This is a genomic window from Rugamonas sp. DEMB1, assembly GCF_029834475.1.
Taxonomy (GTDB): Bacteria; Pseudomonadota; Gammaproteobacteria; order Burkholderiales; family Burkholderiaceae_D; genus Rugamonas; species Rugamonas rubra.
In genome coordinates this window covers 5,240,069-5,256,531 of sequence record NZ_CP122407.1, presented here as the reverse complement: position 1 = coordinate 5,256,531, position 16,463 = coordinate 5,240,069, and the positions used below count along the sequence as shown (strand labels likewise).

The following is a 16,463-nucleotide window of genomic DNA, read 5'->3' as shown; positions in this document are numbered from 1 at the left end:
TCATGCTGCTTTGGCTCGCACAGTATTTTCAACAAAGCCTGGGGCCGTTACGGGTCTTTAACTTCATCACCTTCCGCGCGGTGTTCGCCACCATCACGGCGCTGACGATCGGCCTGTGCGCCGGTCCGGCGGTGATCCGCAAGCTGACCGCGATGAAGTACGGCCAGGCGGTGCGCACCGACGGTCCGCAGACCCACCTGAAAAAACACGGCACCCCGACCATGGGCGGCGTGCTGCTGCTGATCTCGATCGGCGTCTCGACGCTGCTGTGGTGCGACCTGTCGAACCGCCTGATCTGGCCGGTGCTGGTGGTCACGCTGGGCTTCGGCATGGTCGGCTGGGTCGACGACTACCGCAAGGTGGTGCGGCAGGACCCGGAGGGCATGCGCTCGGTTGAGAAGTACTTTTGGCAGTCGCTGGTCGGCCTCGCCGCCGCGCTGTACCTGGCCTTCTCGGTCTCTGCGCCCAACGCCGGCAAGGTGTTCGAGCTGTTCTTCGCCTGGGTCCAGTCGGGCTTCTCGATGGACCTGCCGCCCAAGGCCGACTTGATCGTCCCCTTCTTCAAGACCATCAGCTATCCGCTCGGCGTGTGGGGCTTCATCGCGTTGACCTACTGCGTCATCGTCGGCACCAGCAACGCCGTCAACTTCACCGACGGCCTGGACGGCCTGGCCATCATGCCGACCATCCTGGTCGGCGCCGCGCTCGGCCTGTTCGCCTACCTGACCGGCAGCGCCACCTACTCGAAATACCTGTTCATCCCGCACATTCCCGGCGCGGGCGAATTGATCATCTTCTGCGGCGCGCTGGCCGGCGCCGGCCTGGCCTTCCTGTGGTTTAACACCCACCCGGCCCAGGTCTTCATGGGCGACGTCGGCGCGCTGGCGCTGGGCGGCGCGCTCGGCACCCTGGCCGTCATCGTGCGCCAGGAGATCGTGCTGTTCATCATGGGCGGCGTGTTCGTCGCCGAGACGGTGTCGGTGATCATCCAGGTGAGCTGGTTCAAGATCACCAAGAAGCGCTTCGGCGTCGGCCGCCGCGTCTTCCTGATGGCGCCGCTGCACCACCATTTCGAACAAAAAGGTTGGAAAGAGACCCAGGTCGTCGTGCGCTTTTGGATCATCACGATGATGCTGGTACTGGTTGGCCTGTCCACACTGAAGCTGCGCTGATGATCTATCTGGCACAACACGCATTGGTACTCGGGCTGGGCGAATCCGGCCTGGCGATGGCGCTCTGGCTGGCCGAGTGCGGCGCGCGCCTGCGCGTGGCCGACACGCGCGAGGCGCCCGAGCGCCTGGCCGCGCTGCGCGCCGCCGTGCCGGACGCCGAGTTCGTCGCCGGCCCGTTCGGCGCCGATCTGCTCGACGGTATCAGCTTCGTCGCCGTCAGCCCAGGCCTGGCGCCGAACCGCGAGTTGGCCGAGATCGCGCCGGCCGCCGCCGCCCGCTCCATCCCGCTGTGGGGCGAGATCGAACTGTTCGCCCAGGCGCTCGACGTGCTCAAGGACGAACGCGCCTACCGGCCGAAGGTCATCGCCATCACCGGCACCAACGGCAAGACCACCGTCACCAGCCTGGTCGGCCAGTTGTGCGAACGCGCCGGCCAGAGCGTGCGCGTGGCCGGCAACATCAGCCCGGCCGCGCTCGACGTGCTGCGCGTGGCCGTGGCGGAGAAGACCCTGCCACAGGTGTGGGTACTCGAGTTGTCCAGCTTCCAGCTGCACACCACCTTCAGCCTGCGGGCCGACGCCGCCACCGTGCTCAACATCAGCCAGGACCACCTGGACTGGCACGGCAGCATGGCCGCCTACGCGGCCGACAAACAGCGCATCTTCGGCGCCGACACCGTGCGCGTGCTCAACCGCGACGACGCCGCCGTGATGCAGATGGCCGATCCGGCCCAGCCGGCCTGCAACGCCACCTTCGGCACCGACGCGCCGCTGCTGGCCAACAGCTTCGGCCTGAACAACGAGCGCGGCATCTTCTGGCTGGCCTGCGCCGAGCCGGGCGAGGAGCAAGAGCAGAAGAAGCGCCGCAAGAACGAGCCTGCGCCGGCGCCGGCCGACTGCACCGTCAAGAACCTGATGCCGGCCGACGCGCTGCAAATCCGTGGCCTGCACAACGCCGCCAACGCGCTGGCCGCGCTGGCGTTGTGCCGCGCCATCGGCCTGCCGCTGGCGCCGCTGCTGCACGGCCTGCGCGACTATCGCGGCCAGCCGCACCGGGTCGAGCTGATCACCGCCGTCGACGGCATCGAATACTACGACGACAGCAAGGGCACCAACGTCGGCGCCACCGTGGCCGCGCTGGTCGGCCTGGGTAAGAGCTTCACCGGCGAGCAGCAACGCCTGGTGCTGATCGCCGGCGGCGACGGCAAGGGCCAGGACTTCGCGCCGCTGGCCGAGCCGGTGTCGCGCTATGTGCGCGCGGTGCTGCTGATCGGCCGCGACGCGCCGGCCCTGCGCGCCGCGCTGGACGTGAGCGGCGTCGAGCTCGAGGACTGCGCCGACCTGCCGCTGGCGGTCAAGCGCGCCAGCGAACTGGCGCAGGCCGGCGACGCCGTGCTGCTGTCGCCGGCCTGCGCCAGCCTGGATATGTTCAAGAACTACGCCCACCGCGCCGAGGTCTTCGTCGACGCCGTGCGCGGCATCGCGCTCGACCACGGACAGGAGATCTGATGTCCTTCCAACTGCCATTCCGCTTTTCTGGATCGTCGGCGAGCACGCCGATGGACAGTCACGCCCGGCAGTCGAAGATGATGGAATACGACCAGCCGCTGGTCTGGGTCACGCTGCTGCTGATGCTGCTGGGGATGGTGATGGTCTACTCGGCCTCGATCTCGCTGCCCGACTCGCCCAAGTTCGCCAACTACGCGCGCTGGCAGAACACCTACTTCCTGATGCGCCAGGCGATGTTCGTCGTCGTCTCGCTGCTGGCCGGCCTGTTCGTCTTCCGCATCCGCATCGCCGACCTGCAGAAGGCCGCGCCCTACCTGTTCATCGGCACCCTGGTGCTGCTGGTGATGGTGCTGATCCCCGGCCTCGGCGTGGTGGTCAACGGCGGCCGCCGCTGGCTGTCGCTGAAGGTGTTCAACATCCAGCCGTCCGAGCTGATGAAGGTGGTGGCGGTGCTGTACGCCGCCGACTACACCGTGCGCAAGCAGGAATACATGCACAAGCTGACCAAGGGCTTCATGCCGATGGCGCTGGCGGTCGGCTGCGTCGGCCTGTTGCTGCTGCTCGAGCCCGACCTGGGCGCCTTCGGCGTGATCGTCTGCATCGCCATGGGCATCCTGTTCCTCGGCGGGATCAACGCCATCTGGTTCGGCGGCATCGGCGTCGTGCTGGTGACGATTTTCGGCAGCATCATCGCGCTGTCCAAGTTCCGCCGCGAGCGCTACTTCGCCTACCTCGACCCCTGGCAGGAGGACAACGCGCTCAACAAGGCCTACCAGCTGACCCACTCGCTGATCGCTTTCGGGCGCGGCGAGATTTTTGGCGTTGGCCTGGGCGGCAGCGTCGAGAAGCTGCACTACCTGCCGGAGGCGCACACCGACTTCCTGCTGGCGGTGATCGGCGAGGAACTCGGCCTGGCCGGCGTGCTGGTGGTGATCGCCATGTTCTACTGGATCATCAAGCGCGCCTTCGACATCGGCCGCCAGGCCATCGCCATCGACCAGACCTTCGCCGGCCTCACCGCCAAGGGCATCGGCATCTGGATCGGCGTGCAAACTTTTATCAATATGGGTGTCAACCTGGGTCTGCTGCCGACCAAGGGTTTGACCTTGCCGCTGATGAGCTATGGCGGCACGGGTGTGGTGATTAACTGCGTCGGACTCGCGATCCTGCTCCGGATCGACTACGAGAACCGGGTTCTGATGCGTGGTGGCAGATTATGAAACGATTGATGATCATGGCGGCCGGTACCGGCGGCCACATTTTCCCCGGCCTGGCGATCGCCCAGACCATGCGCGCGCGCGGCTGGGAAGTGAGCTGGCTGGGCACCGCCCACGGCATGGAACAAGAGCTGGTGCCGAAACACGGCATCGCGATGGACGCCATCGACTTCTCCGGCATGCGCGGCAAGGGCCTCAAGCACACGATTAGCGGCGCGTTCAAGATGCTGGCCGGCTTTGCCGCCTGCTTCGGCTACATCGGCAGCCGCAAGCCGGACGTGGTGCTGGGCATGGGCGGCTACGTCACCGTCCCCGGCGGCATGATGGCGCGCCTGCGCGGCGTGCCGCTGGTGCTGGTCAACGCCGACGCGGCGCTGCTGTTGTCGAACAAGACCCTGACGCCGCTGGCGAAGAAGGTCTGCTTCGGCTTCCCGGCCAACTTCGGCCGCGCCGCCGGCAAGGCCGTCGTCACCGGCAATCCGGTGCGTAAGGAGATCCTCGATTTGGCCGGACCGGAGCAGCGCTTCGCCGGCCGCGAGGGGCCGCTGCGCATCCTGGTAGTGGGCGGCAGCCTGGGCGCCAAGGCGCTCAACGACAACCTGCCGGCCGCGCTGGCGCTGATCCCGGCCGACCGGCGGCCGCTGGTCACCCACCAGTCGGGCAAGAAGAACATCGATGCCCTGCGCGCCGCCTACGCGCAGGCGGGCGTGCAGGCCAACGTGGTCGACTTCATCGACGACATGGCGTGCGCCTATCGTGATGCCGATCTGATAATATGCCGCGCCGGCGCGATTACGCTGTCCGAACTGACCGCCGCCGGCGTCGCCAGCGTGTTGGTCCCGCTGGTCGCCTCCACCACCAGCCACCAGCGCGACAACGCGCAATGGATGGCGCGGCAAAACGCGGCGATCCACATGCCGCAAACGGAAATGAACGCCAGAAGCCTGGCAACCCTGCTCGAAACGCTGACGCGCGGCGCCTGCCAAACCATGGCAACGGCGGCGCGCGCGGCGGGTAAGCGCGACGCGAACGACGCGATCGCAAACGTATTGGAACAACTGGCATGAAGCACAAAGTACAAAACATTCACTTCGTCGGCATCGGCGGCAGCGGCATGAGCGGCATCGCCGAAGTGCTGCTCACGCTCGGCTACACCGTCACCGGCTCCGACCTGGGCAGCAACGCCGTCACCCAGCGTCTGGTCAGTCTGGGCGCCAAGGTGGCGCAGGGCCACGCCGCCGAGAACATCGGCGACGCCGACGCCGTGGTCACCTCGACCGCCGTCCAGCAGGACAACCCGGAAGTGGTCGCCGCGCGCGGCCGCAAGATCCCCATCGTGCCGCGCGCCGTCATGCTGGGCGAGTTGATGCGCCTGAAGCGCGGCATCGCCATCGCCGGCACCCACGGCAAGACCACCACCACCAGCCTGGTCGCCTCCGTGCTGGCGCAGGGCGGGCTGGACCCGACCTTCGTCATCGGCGGCCGCCTGACCAGCGCCGGCGCCAACGCCAAGCTGGGCACCGGCGAATACCTGGTGGCCGAGGCCGACGAGTCGGACGCCTCCTTCCTGAACCTGACGCCGATGATCGAGGTCATCACCAACATCGACGCCGACCACATGGAGACCTACGAGCACGATTTTGAAAAGCTCAAGCAGGCCTTCGTGCAGTTCACCCACCGCCTGCCGTTCTACGGCCGCGCCATGCTGTGCATCGACGACGCCCACGTGCGTTCGATCATTCCCTTCGTGACCAAGCCGGTGACCACCTACGGCTTCCACGAGGACGCCGAGGTGCGCGCCGTGAACGCCCGCGCCGTCGGCCTGGAAATGCACTTCACGGTGATCCAGGACGGCTACCCCGACCTCGACGTGGTGCTCAACCAGCCCGGCATGCACAATGTGCAGAACGCCTGCTCGGCGGTGGCCATCGCCCGCGAGATCGGCGTCGAGGACAAGGACACCCAGGCCGGCCTGGCCGGCTTTGCCGGCGTCGGCCGCCGCTTCACCCGCTACGGCGAGGTGGCCATCGTCAATGCGGACAACAGCGGCACGCCGGGTACTTTTGCCCTGGTCGACGACTTCGGCCACCACCCGGTCGAGACCGAGGTGACCCTGGCCGCCGCGCGCGCCGCCTTCCCCGGCCGCCGCCTGGTGCTGGCCTTCCAGCCGCACCGCTACAGCCGCACGCGCGACCTGTTCGAGGACTTCGTCAAGGTGCTCGGCAGCGCCGACGTGCTGGTGCTGGCCGAGGTCTACGCCGCCGGCGAGGCGCCGGTGGTGGCGGCCGACGGCCGCGCGCTGGCGCACGCGCTGCGCGCGCGCGGCAAGACCGAACCGATTTTCGTGGAAGCCATCGGCGACATGCCGGAAACCATCATGAGCGTGGTGCGCGACGGCGACGTCGTCATCACCATGGGCGCGGGCTCGATCAGCGGCGTGCCCGCCAAACTGACTAACTATCCGAAGGTCTGAACGTGAACCACATTACCCCCACTGAAGCACAGGCACTCGGCAAGGTCGGCGTGCTGTTCGGCGGCCGCTCCGCCGAGCGCGAGGTCTCGCTGATGTCCGGCGCCGGCGTGCTGAAGGCCCTGCTGAGCCGTGGCATCGACGCCCATCCCTTCGACACCGGCCTGCGCACCCTGGCCGAACTGGCGGCGGAAAAATTCGACCGCGTCTTCATCGCGCTGCACGGCCGCTTCGGCGAGGACGGCAGCCTGCAGGGCGCGCTGGAACAACTGGGCATTCCCTACACCGGCAGCGGCGTGATGGCCTGCGCGGTCGGCATGGACAAGATCTACACCAAGATCGTCTGGCTGATGCACGGCCTGCCGACGCCGAAGTACGCGGTGCTCGACAGCGGCGCCGACCTGGCCAAGGTGGCCGCCGAGCTGGGCCTGCCCTTGATCGTCAAGCCGCCGCACGAGGGTTCCTCGATCGGCATCACCAAGGTCGGCGCGGTGGAAGAGTTCCAGGCCGCCTACGACATCGCCGCCGCGCTGGACGATTCGGTGCTGGCCGAGGCCTTCGTCACCGGCCGCGAACTGACCGTCGCCGTGCTGGGGCGCGGTGTCAACGCGCGCGCGCTGCCGATCGTTGAAATAGTGGCGCCGCAGGGCAACTACGACTACCAGAACAAGTACTTCACCGACGACACGCAGTACTTCTGCCCGGCCGTGCTGGCACCGGCGCTGGCCGCCGAGGTGCAGCGCATCGCCGTGGAAGCCTACCGCACGCTCGGTTGCGAGGGTTGGGGCCGGGTCGACGTGCTGCTGCGCGAGAGCGACCAGAAGCCCTTCCTGTTGGAGGCCAACGCCTCGCCCGGCATGACCAGCCACTCGCTGGTGCCGATGGCGGCGCGCGCCGAGGGCATCAGCTACGAGGAGCCTGTGCGTGGAGATTTTGCGCTCGGCGCGGTTGAAGATGGCCGGGCCGGCGACGCCTGCGGCCGTCAAGGTAGAGGGGTAATCGAGTATGTGGCAAGACGCTAAAGCCTTGAATGCTACCGCCAACGGCATTTTTGCCCTGGTGCTGCTGGCATGCCTGGCGGCGGGCGTCTGGTGGCTGGCGCAGCGGCCGATGTTCACGCTGCGCAGCATCCGCATCGAGAGCATGGCGCAGGACGAACTCAAGCATGTGAACCATCTGACGCTGCGCAACGGCGCGCTGGGCCGCATCAAGGGCAACTTCTTCACCACCAACCTGGACGCGGTGCGGCAGGCCTTCGAGTCGGTGCCCTGGGTGCGCCGCGCCGCCGTGCGCCGCGAATGGCCGGACCAGCTGATCGTCGCGCTGGAGGAACACGAGGCGCTCGGCACCTGGGGCGAGGACGGCCGCCTGCTGTCGACCAAGGGCGACGTGTTCACCGCCAACCTGGCCGAGGCGGAGGAGGACCACGTGCTGCCCGAGTTCGACGGACCGGAGGGCAGCGAGAAGGAGGTGCTGTCGCGCTTCGCCGAGCTGCGCGGCTGGTTCGCCCCGCTGCAGCTGGTGCCGCAGGCGCTGTCGCTGTCGACGCGCTACGCCTGGACGGTGAAACTGAACAACGGCATGAGCGTGGCCCTGGGCCGCGAGCAGACCAGCACCACCTTGAAGGAACGGGTCGACCGGCTGATGGGGATCTACCCGCAGCTGGTGACCCACCTGCCCAACATCGAGACCATCGATATGCGCTACCAGAACGGGCTGGCCTTGTCGGCGACGGGATTGAAGATTCCGGCCGAGGGCGCCAAGCCGAAACCGCGACCGGCGGCAGCAAAGAACAATACGAATAATTTAAAGCCAATCAGCAGGCACACACAGTAGGCGAGAGAAATGACAAAAGACGCGAAAAACCTGATCGTCGGCCTCGACATCGGCACCTCGAAAGTGGTGGCCGTGGTGGCCGAGGTGATGTCCGACGGGCGCCACGAGGTGATCGGGCTGGGTCAGCACGAATCGAAGGGCTTGAAGAAGGGCGTGGTGGTCAACATCGAAGCGACCGTCGAGTCCATCCAGCGCGCGCTGGAGGAGGCGGAGCTGATGGCCGACTGCAAGATCCGCAACGTCTACGCCGGCATCGCCGGCAGCCATATCCGCAGCTTCAATTCGAGCGGCATGGTGGCCATCAAGGACAAGGAAGTCACCGCCACCGACGTGGCGCGGGTGATCGAGACGGCCAAGGCGGTCAACATCCCGACCGACCAGCAGCTGCTGCACACGGTGCCGCAGGAGTTCATCGTCGACAGCCAGGAGGACGTGCGCGAGCCGATCGGCATGAGCGGCATCCGCCTCGAGGTCAAGGTGCACATCGTCACCGGCGCCGTCTCGGCGGTGCAGAACATCGTCAAGTGCGTGCGCCGCTGCGGCTTGGAAGTGTCCGACCTGATCTTGCAGCCGATGGCCTCGGCCGACGCCGTGCTGACGCCGGACGAGAAGGAACTGGGCGTGGTGTTGATCGACATCGGCGGCGGCACCACCGACGTGGCGGTGTTCTCCGACGGCGCGATCCGCCACACGGCGGTGATTCCGATCGCCGGCGACCAGATCACCAACGACATCGCCATGGCGCTGCGCACGCCGACCTCGGAAGCGGAAGAGATCAAGATCCGCTACGGCGTCGCCAAGCAGGTGTTGGCCGATCCGGGCGAGTCGCTCGAGGTGCCGGGCCTGGGCGACCGTGGCCCGCGCAACCTGTCGCGCCAGGCGCTGGCGGCGGTGATCGAGCCGCGCGTCGAGGAGCTGTTCGCCATGGTGCACCAGGTGGTGCGCGAATCCGGCTACGAGGGCGTGCTGTCGTCGGGCATCGTGCTGACCGGCGGCACGGCGATCATGCCGGGCATGGTCGAAATGGCCGAGGACATCTTCCTCAAGCCGGCGCGCCTGGGCACGCCGGACTACCGCGGCCAGCTGGCCGACGTGGTGCGCAGCCCGCGCTACGCGACGGTGCTGGGCCTGCTGTTGGAGGCGAAAAAACAATACCTGCGCGGCCACATCGTGACGCGCCAGGACGGTTCGGTGAAGGCGGTTTGGCAGCGCATGAAGGAATGGTTTTTAGGGAATTTTTAAGGTTGGTGCGGTACTGGCTCTTTTAGCAGCGTAGGCAATTCGATTCGAAAACAACGGTTTATATAATTTAACTTAAACTGCAGTTTTCAATCCCCAGTTCTTCTACCAATATGAGGACTGGCGCTTGAAAACCGCATTCTGATAGGAGCACATCATGGAGTTTGATATGGTCGATAACGCATCTTTGGGTACCGTCATCAAGGTCGTCGGAGTCGGCGGAGCAGGTGGCAACGCAGTTCAACATATGATCAACAAGGGCATGTCGGGCGTCGAGTTCATCGCCGCCAACACCGACGCGCAGGCCTTGTCGACCTCCAAGGCGCACAACATCATCCAGATCGGCGAGACCGGCCTGGGCGCCGGCATGAAGCCCGAGGTCGGCCGCAAGCTGGCCGAGGAATCGCGCCAGCGCATCGAGGACTCGCTGCGCGGCGCGCACATGGTCTTCATCGCCGCCGGCATGGGCGGCGGCACCGGCACCGGCGCCGCGCCCATCGTCGCGGAAATCGCCAAGTCGCTCGGCGCGCTGACCGTCGCGGTGGTCTCCAAGCCGTTCTCGCACGAAGGCCAGAAGTGCATGGAGATCGCCGACGAGGTGCTCGAGCAGCTGTCGGCCAACGTCGACTCGCTGATCGTCATCCTCAACGAGAAGCTCGAAGAGATCTACGAGGACGAGTCGCTGATCGAGTGGCTGCAACACGCCGACGATGTGCTCAACAACGCGGTGGCCGGTATCGCCGAGATCATCAACGTGCCGGGCCACATCAACGTCGACTTCAACGACGTCAAGACCATCATGGGCGAGCAGGGCAAGGCCATGATGGGCACGGCGACCGCCTCCGGCGTCGACCGCGCCCGCATCGCCGCCGAACAAGCGGTGGCCTCGCCGCTGCTCGACGGCGTCGACCTGTCCGGCGCGCGCGGCGTGCTGGTCAACGTCACCGCCAGCCGTGGCCTGAAGGGTAAGGAGATCAAGGAAGTCATGGCCGCCGTGCGCGCCTTCGCCGCGCCGGACGCGTCGATCGCCCAGGGCATCGCCTACGACGACGAAATGGGCGACGCGATCCGCGTCACCGTGGTCGCCACCGGCCTGGGCAAGACCAAGAAGCACGTGCAACTGGTGCCGCAGCAGATGCTGCGCACCGGCACCCACAACAGCCCGATGATGCCTTCCGCATCGATGGGTGGCGGCGCGGCCGCCTCGGTGTCGATGGGCGCCACCAGCGGCATGGGCGGCGGCGGCGCGCCGGCCTTCGACGGCATGAAGGCGCCGGCGGTATGGCGTCGCGAATCGGCCTCCGAGCAGGTGCGCGCGATGGAAAAGAACGGCATGGAAACCTACGACATCCCGGCCTTCCTGCGCAAGCAGGCGGACTAGGCGCTCGCCGCCGTGCCGCGCCCACTAGGGCGCGGCCGGTTCGCGGGCCGGTTTCTGCAGGATCAGAAAGCTTCAGGCATACTGCACGTCTATGCCGGGACGAGCCGCGCCTAGCGCGGCTTTTTTTTGCCCCGCACCCCGCTGCGCCACGGGGTCAGACCCCGCATGGGGTCTGACCCCTTCGCTGGCGGGGTAAGGCCGGCATCCCGCCTATCCACGATCAACCACTATAAAGAGGAGTCAAACATGACCATCAAAATCGGCGACACCCTGCCAGAAGGCACCCTGTCCGAATTCGTAGAGACCGAAACCGAAGGCTGCGCGCTGGGCCCGAACACTTTCAACGTGCAAGACCTGGTCAAGGGCAAGAAGATCGCCATCTTCGGCCTGCCGGGCGCCTACACCCCGACCTGCTCGGCGCAACACGTGCCGGGCTACGTCAAGCACGCCGCCGACCTGAAGGCCAAGGGCGTCGACGAAATCTGGTGCATCTCGGTCAACGACGCCTTCGTCATGGGCGCCTGGGGCCGCGACCAGAAGGCCACCGGCATCGTCCGCATGATGGCCGACGGCAACGCCGCCTACTCCAAGGCCCTGGGCCTGGACGCCGACTTCAGCAAGTTCGGCATGGGCACCCGCTCGCAGCGCTACTCGCTGCTGGTCGACAACGGCGTGGTCAGCCAGCTCAACATCGAGCAGGGCGGCAAGTTCGAAGTGTCGAACGCGGAAACCCTGCTGGGCCAGCTGTAATAGCTGTAATCTTCGCCCCGGCTCTTCCGATGTGAACAAAACGGCGCTGCGGCGCCGTTTTGCATTGGCGCGCCGGCCGCGCCATGGCGGGCCCGGCTGTGGCTTGGCGCTGTTGTTTTTGCATCGCGGCGGCGCTTGCCCATGCTGGAATGAAACATAATAGGGGGATATCTATTCCTTCTATTGGGAAACATGCGCAGACCGGAAAAGGTGACTGGAACACCACCGCGCCGCTTGTCCGGCATCGGCGTCGGCGCCGGCGCCGACGGGCCGCCGCGCGCCTGGTCGCGTCGGCCGCGGCTGGCCGCGCTGCTGGCCGGCGTGCTCGGCGTCGCCGCCTTGCTGGCGCTGGCCGTATACGCCGTCGGCCGCCACGAGGCCCAGTCCAGCCTGAGCCAGCTCGAGGTGCGCATGAACGGGCGCAGCACCGCCAACATCAACATCCTGGTGCGCCAGATGGACAGCCTGCGGCGCGACGTGCACTTCCTCGCCAGCGTGCCGCCGATGACGGGCATCGTCCGCGCCAGCGGCAACCGCGGCTTCGACGCCGAGGAGAGCACCCCGCTGGCCTTGTGGGAGCGCCGCCTCGAGCGCATCTTCAGCGCCTACGCCGAGGCCAGACCGGACATTTTCCAGGTGCGCCTGATCGGCGTGGCCAACCACGGCCGCGAGTTGATCCGCGTCGAGCGGCGCGGCGACGTCATCGTCAGTGTTCCGGCCGGGCAGTTGCAGGAGAAGGGCGACACCGAGTATATGCGCGCCGCCGCGCGGCTGGGCGTGGGGCAGACCTACCTGTCCGACCTGACCCTGAACCGCGAGAACGGCAAGGTGCAGATGCCGCCGCAGGCCACGCTGCGCGCCGCCACCCCGGTGTACGACCGGGCCGGCGTGCTGTTCGGTGTGCTGGTGCTGAACTACGACGTCAACTCCATCATGTCGCCGCTGCACGCCAACATGCCGCCGGACCTGCGCGCCTACCTGGTCAACGGCGCCGGCGACTTCCTGCTGCATCCGGACGCCGGACGCAGCTACGGCTTCGACCTGGGCCAGCGCTGGCGCTGGCAGGACGAGTTCCGCCCCGCCGCCGCCGACCAGCGGCTGGCGACCAATCTGCGCCGCTACCTCTCCGCCAACGGCGCGGTTCACGCCGCCGAGCGGCGCGTGGTGCTCGACCCGGAGGCGCCGCAGCGCGATCTGCGCTACGTGCTGGTCACCGACGACGAGGAGGTGCGGGCGGCGGAGGCGGCGGCGCGCGCCAACCTGCTGGCGGCCATGCTGGCCGGCGCGCTGGTGGTCGGCGCCGCCGGCTACCTGTACCTGCGCCAGCGGCGCAAGGTGTACGCCTACCAGGCGCGCCTGTCGGCGATCGTCGAGAACTCGCTCGACGCCATCGTCGGCAAGACGCTCGACGGCGTGGTCACCAGCTGGAACCACGGCGCCGAGCAGATGCTCGGCTACAGCGCCGAGGAGGCGCTGGGCCAGCCGCTGCTGGCGCTGATCGTGCCGTCCGACGGCGAACTGGAGGAGCGCGCCGCCATGGCCGGCATCGCCGCCGGCGGCGGCGCCCACGAGTTCAACGCGACGCGCCGGCGCAAGGACGGCAGCACGCTGGCCGTGTCGGTGCTGTCGTCGCCGATCCGCACCGCCGACGGCCGCCTGGTCGGCGTCGCCGAGACGGTGCGCGACATCAGCGAGCAGGTCGCCGCCAGCCGCCGCATCAACGAACTCAACGCCACGCTGGAGGACCAGGTGCGCGAGCGCACCCGCCAGATCGAGTCGGTCACCATGCTGCAGCGGGCCATCCTGGCGCACGCCTCCTATTCCATCATCGCCACCGACACCGAGGGCCTGATCCAGCTGTTCAACCCGGCCGCCGAGCGCATGCTCGGCTATAGCGCCGGCGAGGTGCTGGGGCGGCGCACGCCGGCCATGCTGCACGACACCGGCGAGGTGCGCGCGCGCGCCGCCGCCTTGTCGCGCGAGCTGGGGCGCGAGGTGGCGCCCGGCTTCGAGGTGTTCGTCGCCAAGGCCAGGCTGGGCCTCGACGACGAGCGCGAGTGGACCTACGTGCGCAAGGACGGCTCGCGCTTCCTGGCCCAGCTGTCGGTCAGCGCGCTGCGCGGCGAGGACGGCGCGGTCAACGGCTACCTGGGCATCGCCTCGGACGTGTCGGCGCGCGAGGAGGACAGGCGCAAGCTGGTGGCGGCGCGCGACCAGTTGCAGAACGCCGCCGAGGTGGCCGAGCTGGGCATCTGGACCTGGACGCTGGAGGGCAACCTGATCGAGTGGAACGAGCGCATGTACCAGCTGTACGGCGTGGCGCCGGAACAGCGCCAGGGCGGCCTCGATTTCGAGCGCTGGCGCGCCTGCGTGCACCCGGACGACGTCGACGCCGTGGTGGCCAAGCTGGCCGGCGTGCTCGACGCCAGCAGCGTCTACGACCCGGTGTTCCGCATCCGCCGGCCGGACGGCGAGCTGCGCTACGTGCAGGGCGCCGCCACGGTCGAGCGCGACGCCGCCGGCCGGCCGGTGCGGGTGCTCGGCATCAACCGCGACATCACCGTCCAGCAGCAGGCCGAGGAGGTGCTGCGCCTGGCCAAGCGCGCCGCCGACGGCGCCAACCAGGCCAAGTCCGAGTTCCTCGCCAACATGAGCCACGAGATCCGCTCGCCGATGAACGCGGTGCTGGGCATGCTGGCGCTGCTCAAGCAGACCGCGCTCGACGCCCGCCAGCTCGACTACGCCGGCAAGGCCGAAGGCGCCGGCCGCACCCTGCTGGCCATCCTCAACGACATCCTCGACTTCTCCCGCGTCGAGGCGGGCAAGCTGGCGCTCGACCCGCAGCCGTTCAGCATCGACCGGCTGCTGCGCGAGGCGGCGGTGATCCTGTCGGCCAACGTCGGCGCCAAGGACATCGAGATCCTCTACGAGATCGACCCGGCGCTGCCCGACCGGGTGGTGGGCGACGCCATGCGCCTGCAACAGGTGCTGCTCAACCTGGCCGGCAACGCCGTCAAGTTCACCGAGCGCGGCGAGGTGGCGCTGGCGGTGCGCCTGTGCGCGCTGTCGGCCGACGAGCAGGCGCGCCACGGCGCGCAGGCGCTCGGCCTCGGCTTCGCCATCCGCGACACCGGCATCGGCATCTCGCCGCAGCAGTGCCAGCGCATCTTCGAGGGCTTCTCGCAGGCCGAGGCGTCGACCGCGCGGCGCTACGGCGGCTCCGGCCTGGGGCTGGCGATCAGCCAACGCCTGGTCAGCCTGATGCACGGCACCATCGAGGTGGCCAGCACGCCGGGGCAGGGCAGCGTGTTCAGCTTCCACATCGTCTGCCAGCCGGCCGAGCCGGCCGAGCCGGTTGCGCGCGGCGGCGTCCGCGCGCAGCGGCTGCGCTGCCTGCTGGTCGACGACAACGCCCACGCCCGCGCCGCGATGGGCTCGATGCTGCAACGCTTCGGCTGGCAGGTCGACACCGCCAGCGGCGGCGCGCAGGCGCTGGCGCTGATCGAGCGCGACGACACGCCGCGCCACGACGTGCTGTTCCTCGACTGGAGCATGCCGGACATGGACGGCTGGGAGACCGGCCGGCGCATCGAGCGCATGCCGGCCGAACGGCGGCCGGCCGTCATCGTCACGCTCAGCGCGCACCAGCGCGAGGCCTTCGCGCGCTGCCAGGAGCTGGGCCAGACCGCGCTGAGCACCTTCGTGGTCAAGCCGGTCACCGCCTCGATGTTGTTCGACGCGGCGGCCCAGGCGCTGGCCGCCGGCGCGGCGCCGCTGCCGGGCGCGCCGGCGCCGGCGCCCGGCCGGCGCCCGCTGGCCGGCGTGCGCCTGCTGCTGGTGGAGGACCACCCGATCAACCAGCAGGTGGCGCAGGAGTTGCTGAGCAACGCCGGCGCCATCGTGCAGACCGCCGACGACGGCCGCGCGGCCATCGCGGCGGTGCGCCACGCCAGCCCGCCGTTCGACTGCGTGCTGATGGACGTGCAGATGCCGGCCATGGACGGCTACGCCGCCACCCGCATCATCCGGCGCCGGCTGCGCCAGCGCGAGCTGCCGATCGTCGCCATGACCGCCAACGCGATGGACAGCGACCGCGCGCTGGCCTTCGCGGCCGGCATGAACGACCATGTCGGCAAGCCCTTCGACCTGGACCAGTTGATCGCCACCATCCTGCGCCACACCGGCCGCGCCGGCGCGCCGGCGCCTGCGCCGGCGGCCGCCGAGGCGCAGGGCGCGGCGCTGCCCGAGTTGCGCCGCCCGGGGCTGAACGGCGCCGCCGCGCTGGCCCGCTTCGGCGGCAACGCGCTGTTCTACCGGCGCGCGCTGGAGCACTTCGCCGCCGAGGTGGCGGTGCTGCCGGCGCCGACCGCCGCCGCGCTGCACAGCCTGAAGGGACTGGCCGGCACCATCGGCGCCGAGGAGCTGGCCGAGGCGGCGCTGCGCATGGAGGACATGCTGCGCGCCGGGCGTGACGCCGCCGCCGCCGACGCCGCCGCCGGCGGCGCCGACGCATCCGGCGCCGACGCATCCGGCGCCGGCGCCGCCGAATGGGGCCAGGCGCACGGCCGGCTGCTGGCGGCGGGCCGGCTGGCGGCGCGCAGCGCCGGCCGACTGGCCGGCGACTTGCTGGCGGCCGAGGCGCCGCTGCCGCCGCCGGCGCCCGTCGCCGCGCAGACGCTGGCGGCCAGGCTGGAGCTACTGCGGCGCCAGCTGGCCGAGTCGAACCTGGACGCGCTGGCCTTGTTCGAGCAGTTGCGCTACGATCTGGGTGAGCGGCCGCCGGACGGCTTCGCCGACCTCAACGAGGCCATAGAACGCTTCGATTTCGCCCTGGCGGTACGGCGCTGCGAGGCGATCCTGCGGCAGCTGCAGCCCGCCGCCACTTAAGGA

Annotated in this window: 10 protein-coding genes and 1 pseudogene; all 11 read left to right on the top strand. The window is 68.7% G+C overall.

Going from position 1 to position 16,463, the window contains the following annotated elements; genetic code table 11:
• Positions 1–2: 2 nt before the first annotated feature.
• The 11 genes and pseudogenes from mraY (at position 3) to QC826_RS24130 (ending at position 16,460) form a co-directional block, all read left to right on the top strand.
• Positions 3–1,172 carry a phospho-N-acetylmuramoyl-pentapeptide-transferase gene (mraY, locus tag QC826_RS24180; protein ID WP_279762794.1) on the top strand — a complete coding sequence of 390 codons (1,170 nt, stop codon included), beginning with the start codon at positions 3–5 and terminating at the stop codon, positions 1,170–1,172.
• The gene (gene murD / locus QC826_RS24175) at positions 1,172–2,680 is read left to right on the top strand and encodes a UDP-N-acetylmuramoyl-L-alanine--D-glutamate ligase (RefSeq protein WP_279762793.1); all 1,509 of its coding nucleotides are present in this window, start codon (positions 1,172–1,174) and stop codon (positions 2,678–2,680) included. The genes mraY and murD overlap by 1 nt, the downstream gene beginning before the upstream one ends.
• On the top strand, positions 2,680–3,900 hold the full coding sequence (gene ftsW / locus QC826_RS24170) for a putative lipid II flippase FtsW (RefSeq protein ID WP_093388251.1): 1,221 nt from the start codon (positions 2,680–2,682) through the stop codon (positions 3,898–3,900). Before murD ends, ftsW begins: the two co-directional genes overlap by 1 nt.
• Positions 3,901–3,908: 8 nt before the next feature.
• A complete protein-coding gene (gene murG / locus QC826_RS24165; protein ID WP_279766595.1) occupies positions 3,909–4,964 on the top strand; it encodes an undecaprenyldiphospho-muramoylpentapeptide beta-N-acetylglucosaminyltransferase in 1,056 nt (351 codons plus the stop codon).
• On the top strand, positions 4,961–6,370 hold the full coding sequence (gene murC / locus QC826_RS24160) for a UDP-N-acetylmuramate--L-alanine ligase (protein WP_279762792.1): 1,410 nt from the start codon (positions 4,961–4,963) through the stop codon (positions 6,368–6,370). Before murG ends, murC begins: the two co-directional genes overlap by 4 nt.
• Positions 6,367–7,366, top strand: a pseudogene (locus QC826_RS24155) (D-alanine--D-alanine ligase). The gene murC and the pseudogene QC826_RS24155 overlap by 4 nt, the downstream one beginning before the upstream one ends.
• Positions 7,367–7,372: 6 nt before the next feature.
• A complete protein-coding gene (locus QC826_RS24150; RefSeq protein WP_093388255.1) occupies positions 7,373–8,203 on the top strand; it encodes a cell division protein FtsQ/DivIB in 831 nt (276 codons plus the stop codon).
• Positions 8,204–8,212: 9 nt separating this feature from the next.
• A complete protein-coding gene (gene ftsA / locus QC826_RS24145) occupies positions 8,213–9,445 on the top strand; it encodes a cell division protein FtsA (RefSeq protein ID WP_093388256.1) in 1,233 nt (410 codons plus the stop codon).
• Between the two features lie 154 nt (positions 9,446–9,599).
• On the top strand, positions 9,600–10,823 hold the full coding sequence (gene ftsZ / locus QC826_RS24140) for a cell division protein FtsZ (RefSeq protein WP_279762791.1): 1,224 nt from the start codon (positions 9,600–9,602) through the stop codon (positions 10,821–10,823).
• A 246-nt stretch (positions 10,824–11,069) separates the two neighbouring features.
• Positions 11,070–11,573: a peroxiredoxin gene (locus QC826_RS24135; RefSeq protein ID WP_279762790.1), complete on the top strand. Its 504-nt coding sequence runs from the start codon at positions 11,070–11,072 to the stop codon at positions 11,571–11,573.
• 192 nt (positions 11,574–11,765) lie between these two features.
• On the top strand, positions 11,766–16,460 hold the full coding sequence (locus QC826_RS24130) for a PAS domain S-box protein (protein WP_279762789.1): 4,695 nt from the start codon (positions 11,766–11,768) through the stop codon (positions 16,458–16,460).
• The last annotated feature ends 3 nt before the right edge of the window (positions 16,461–16,463 follow it).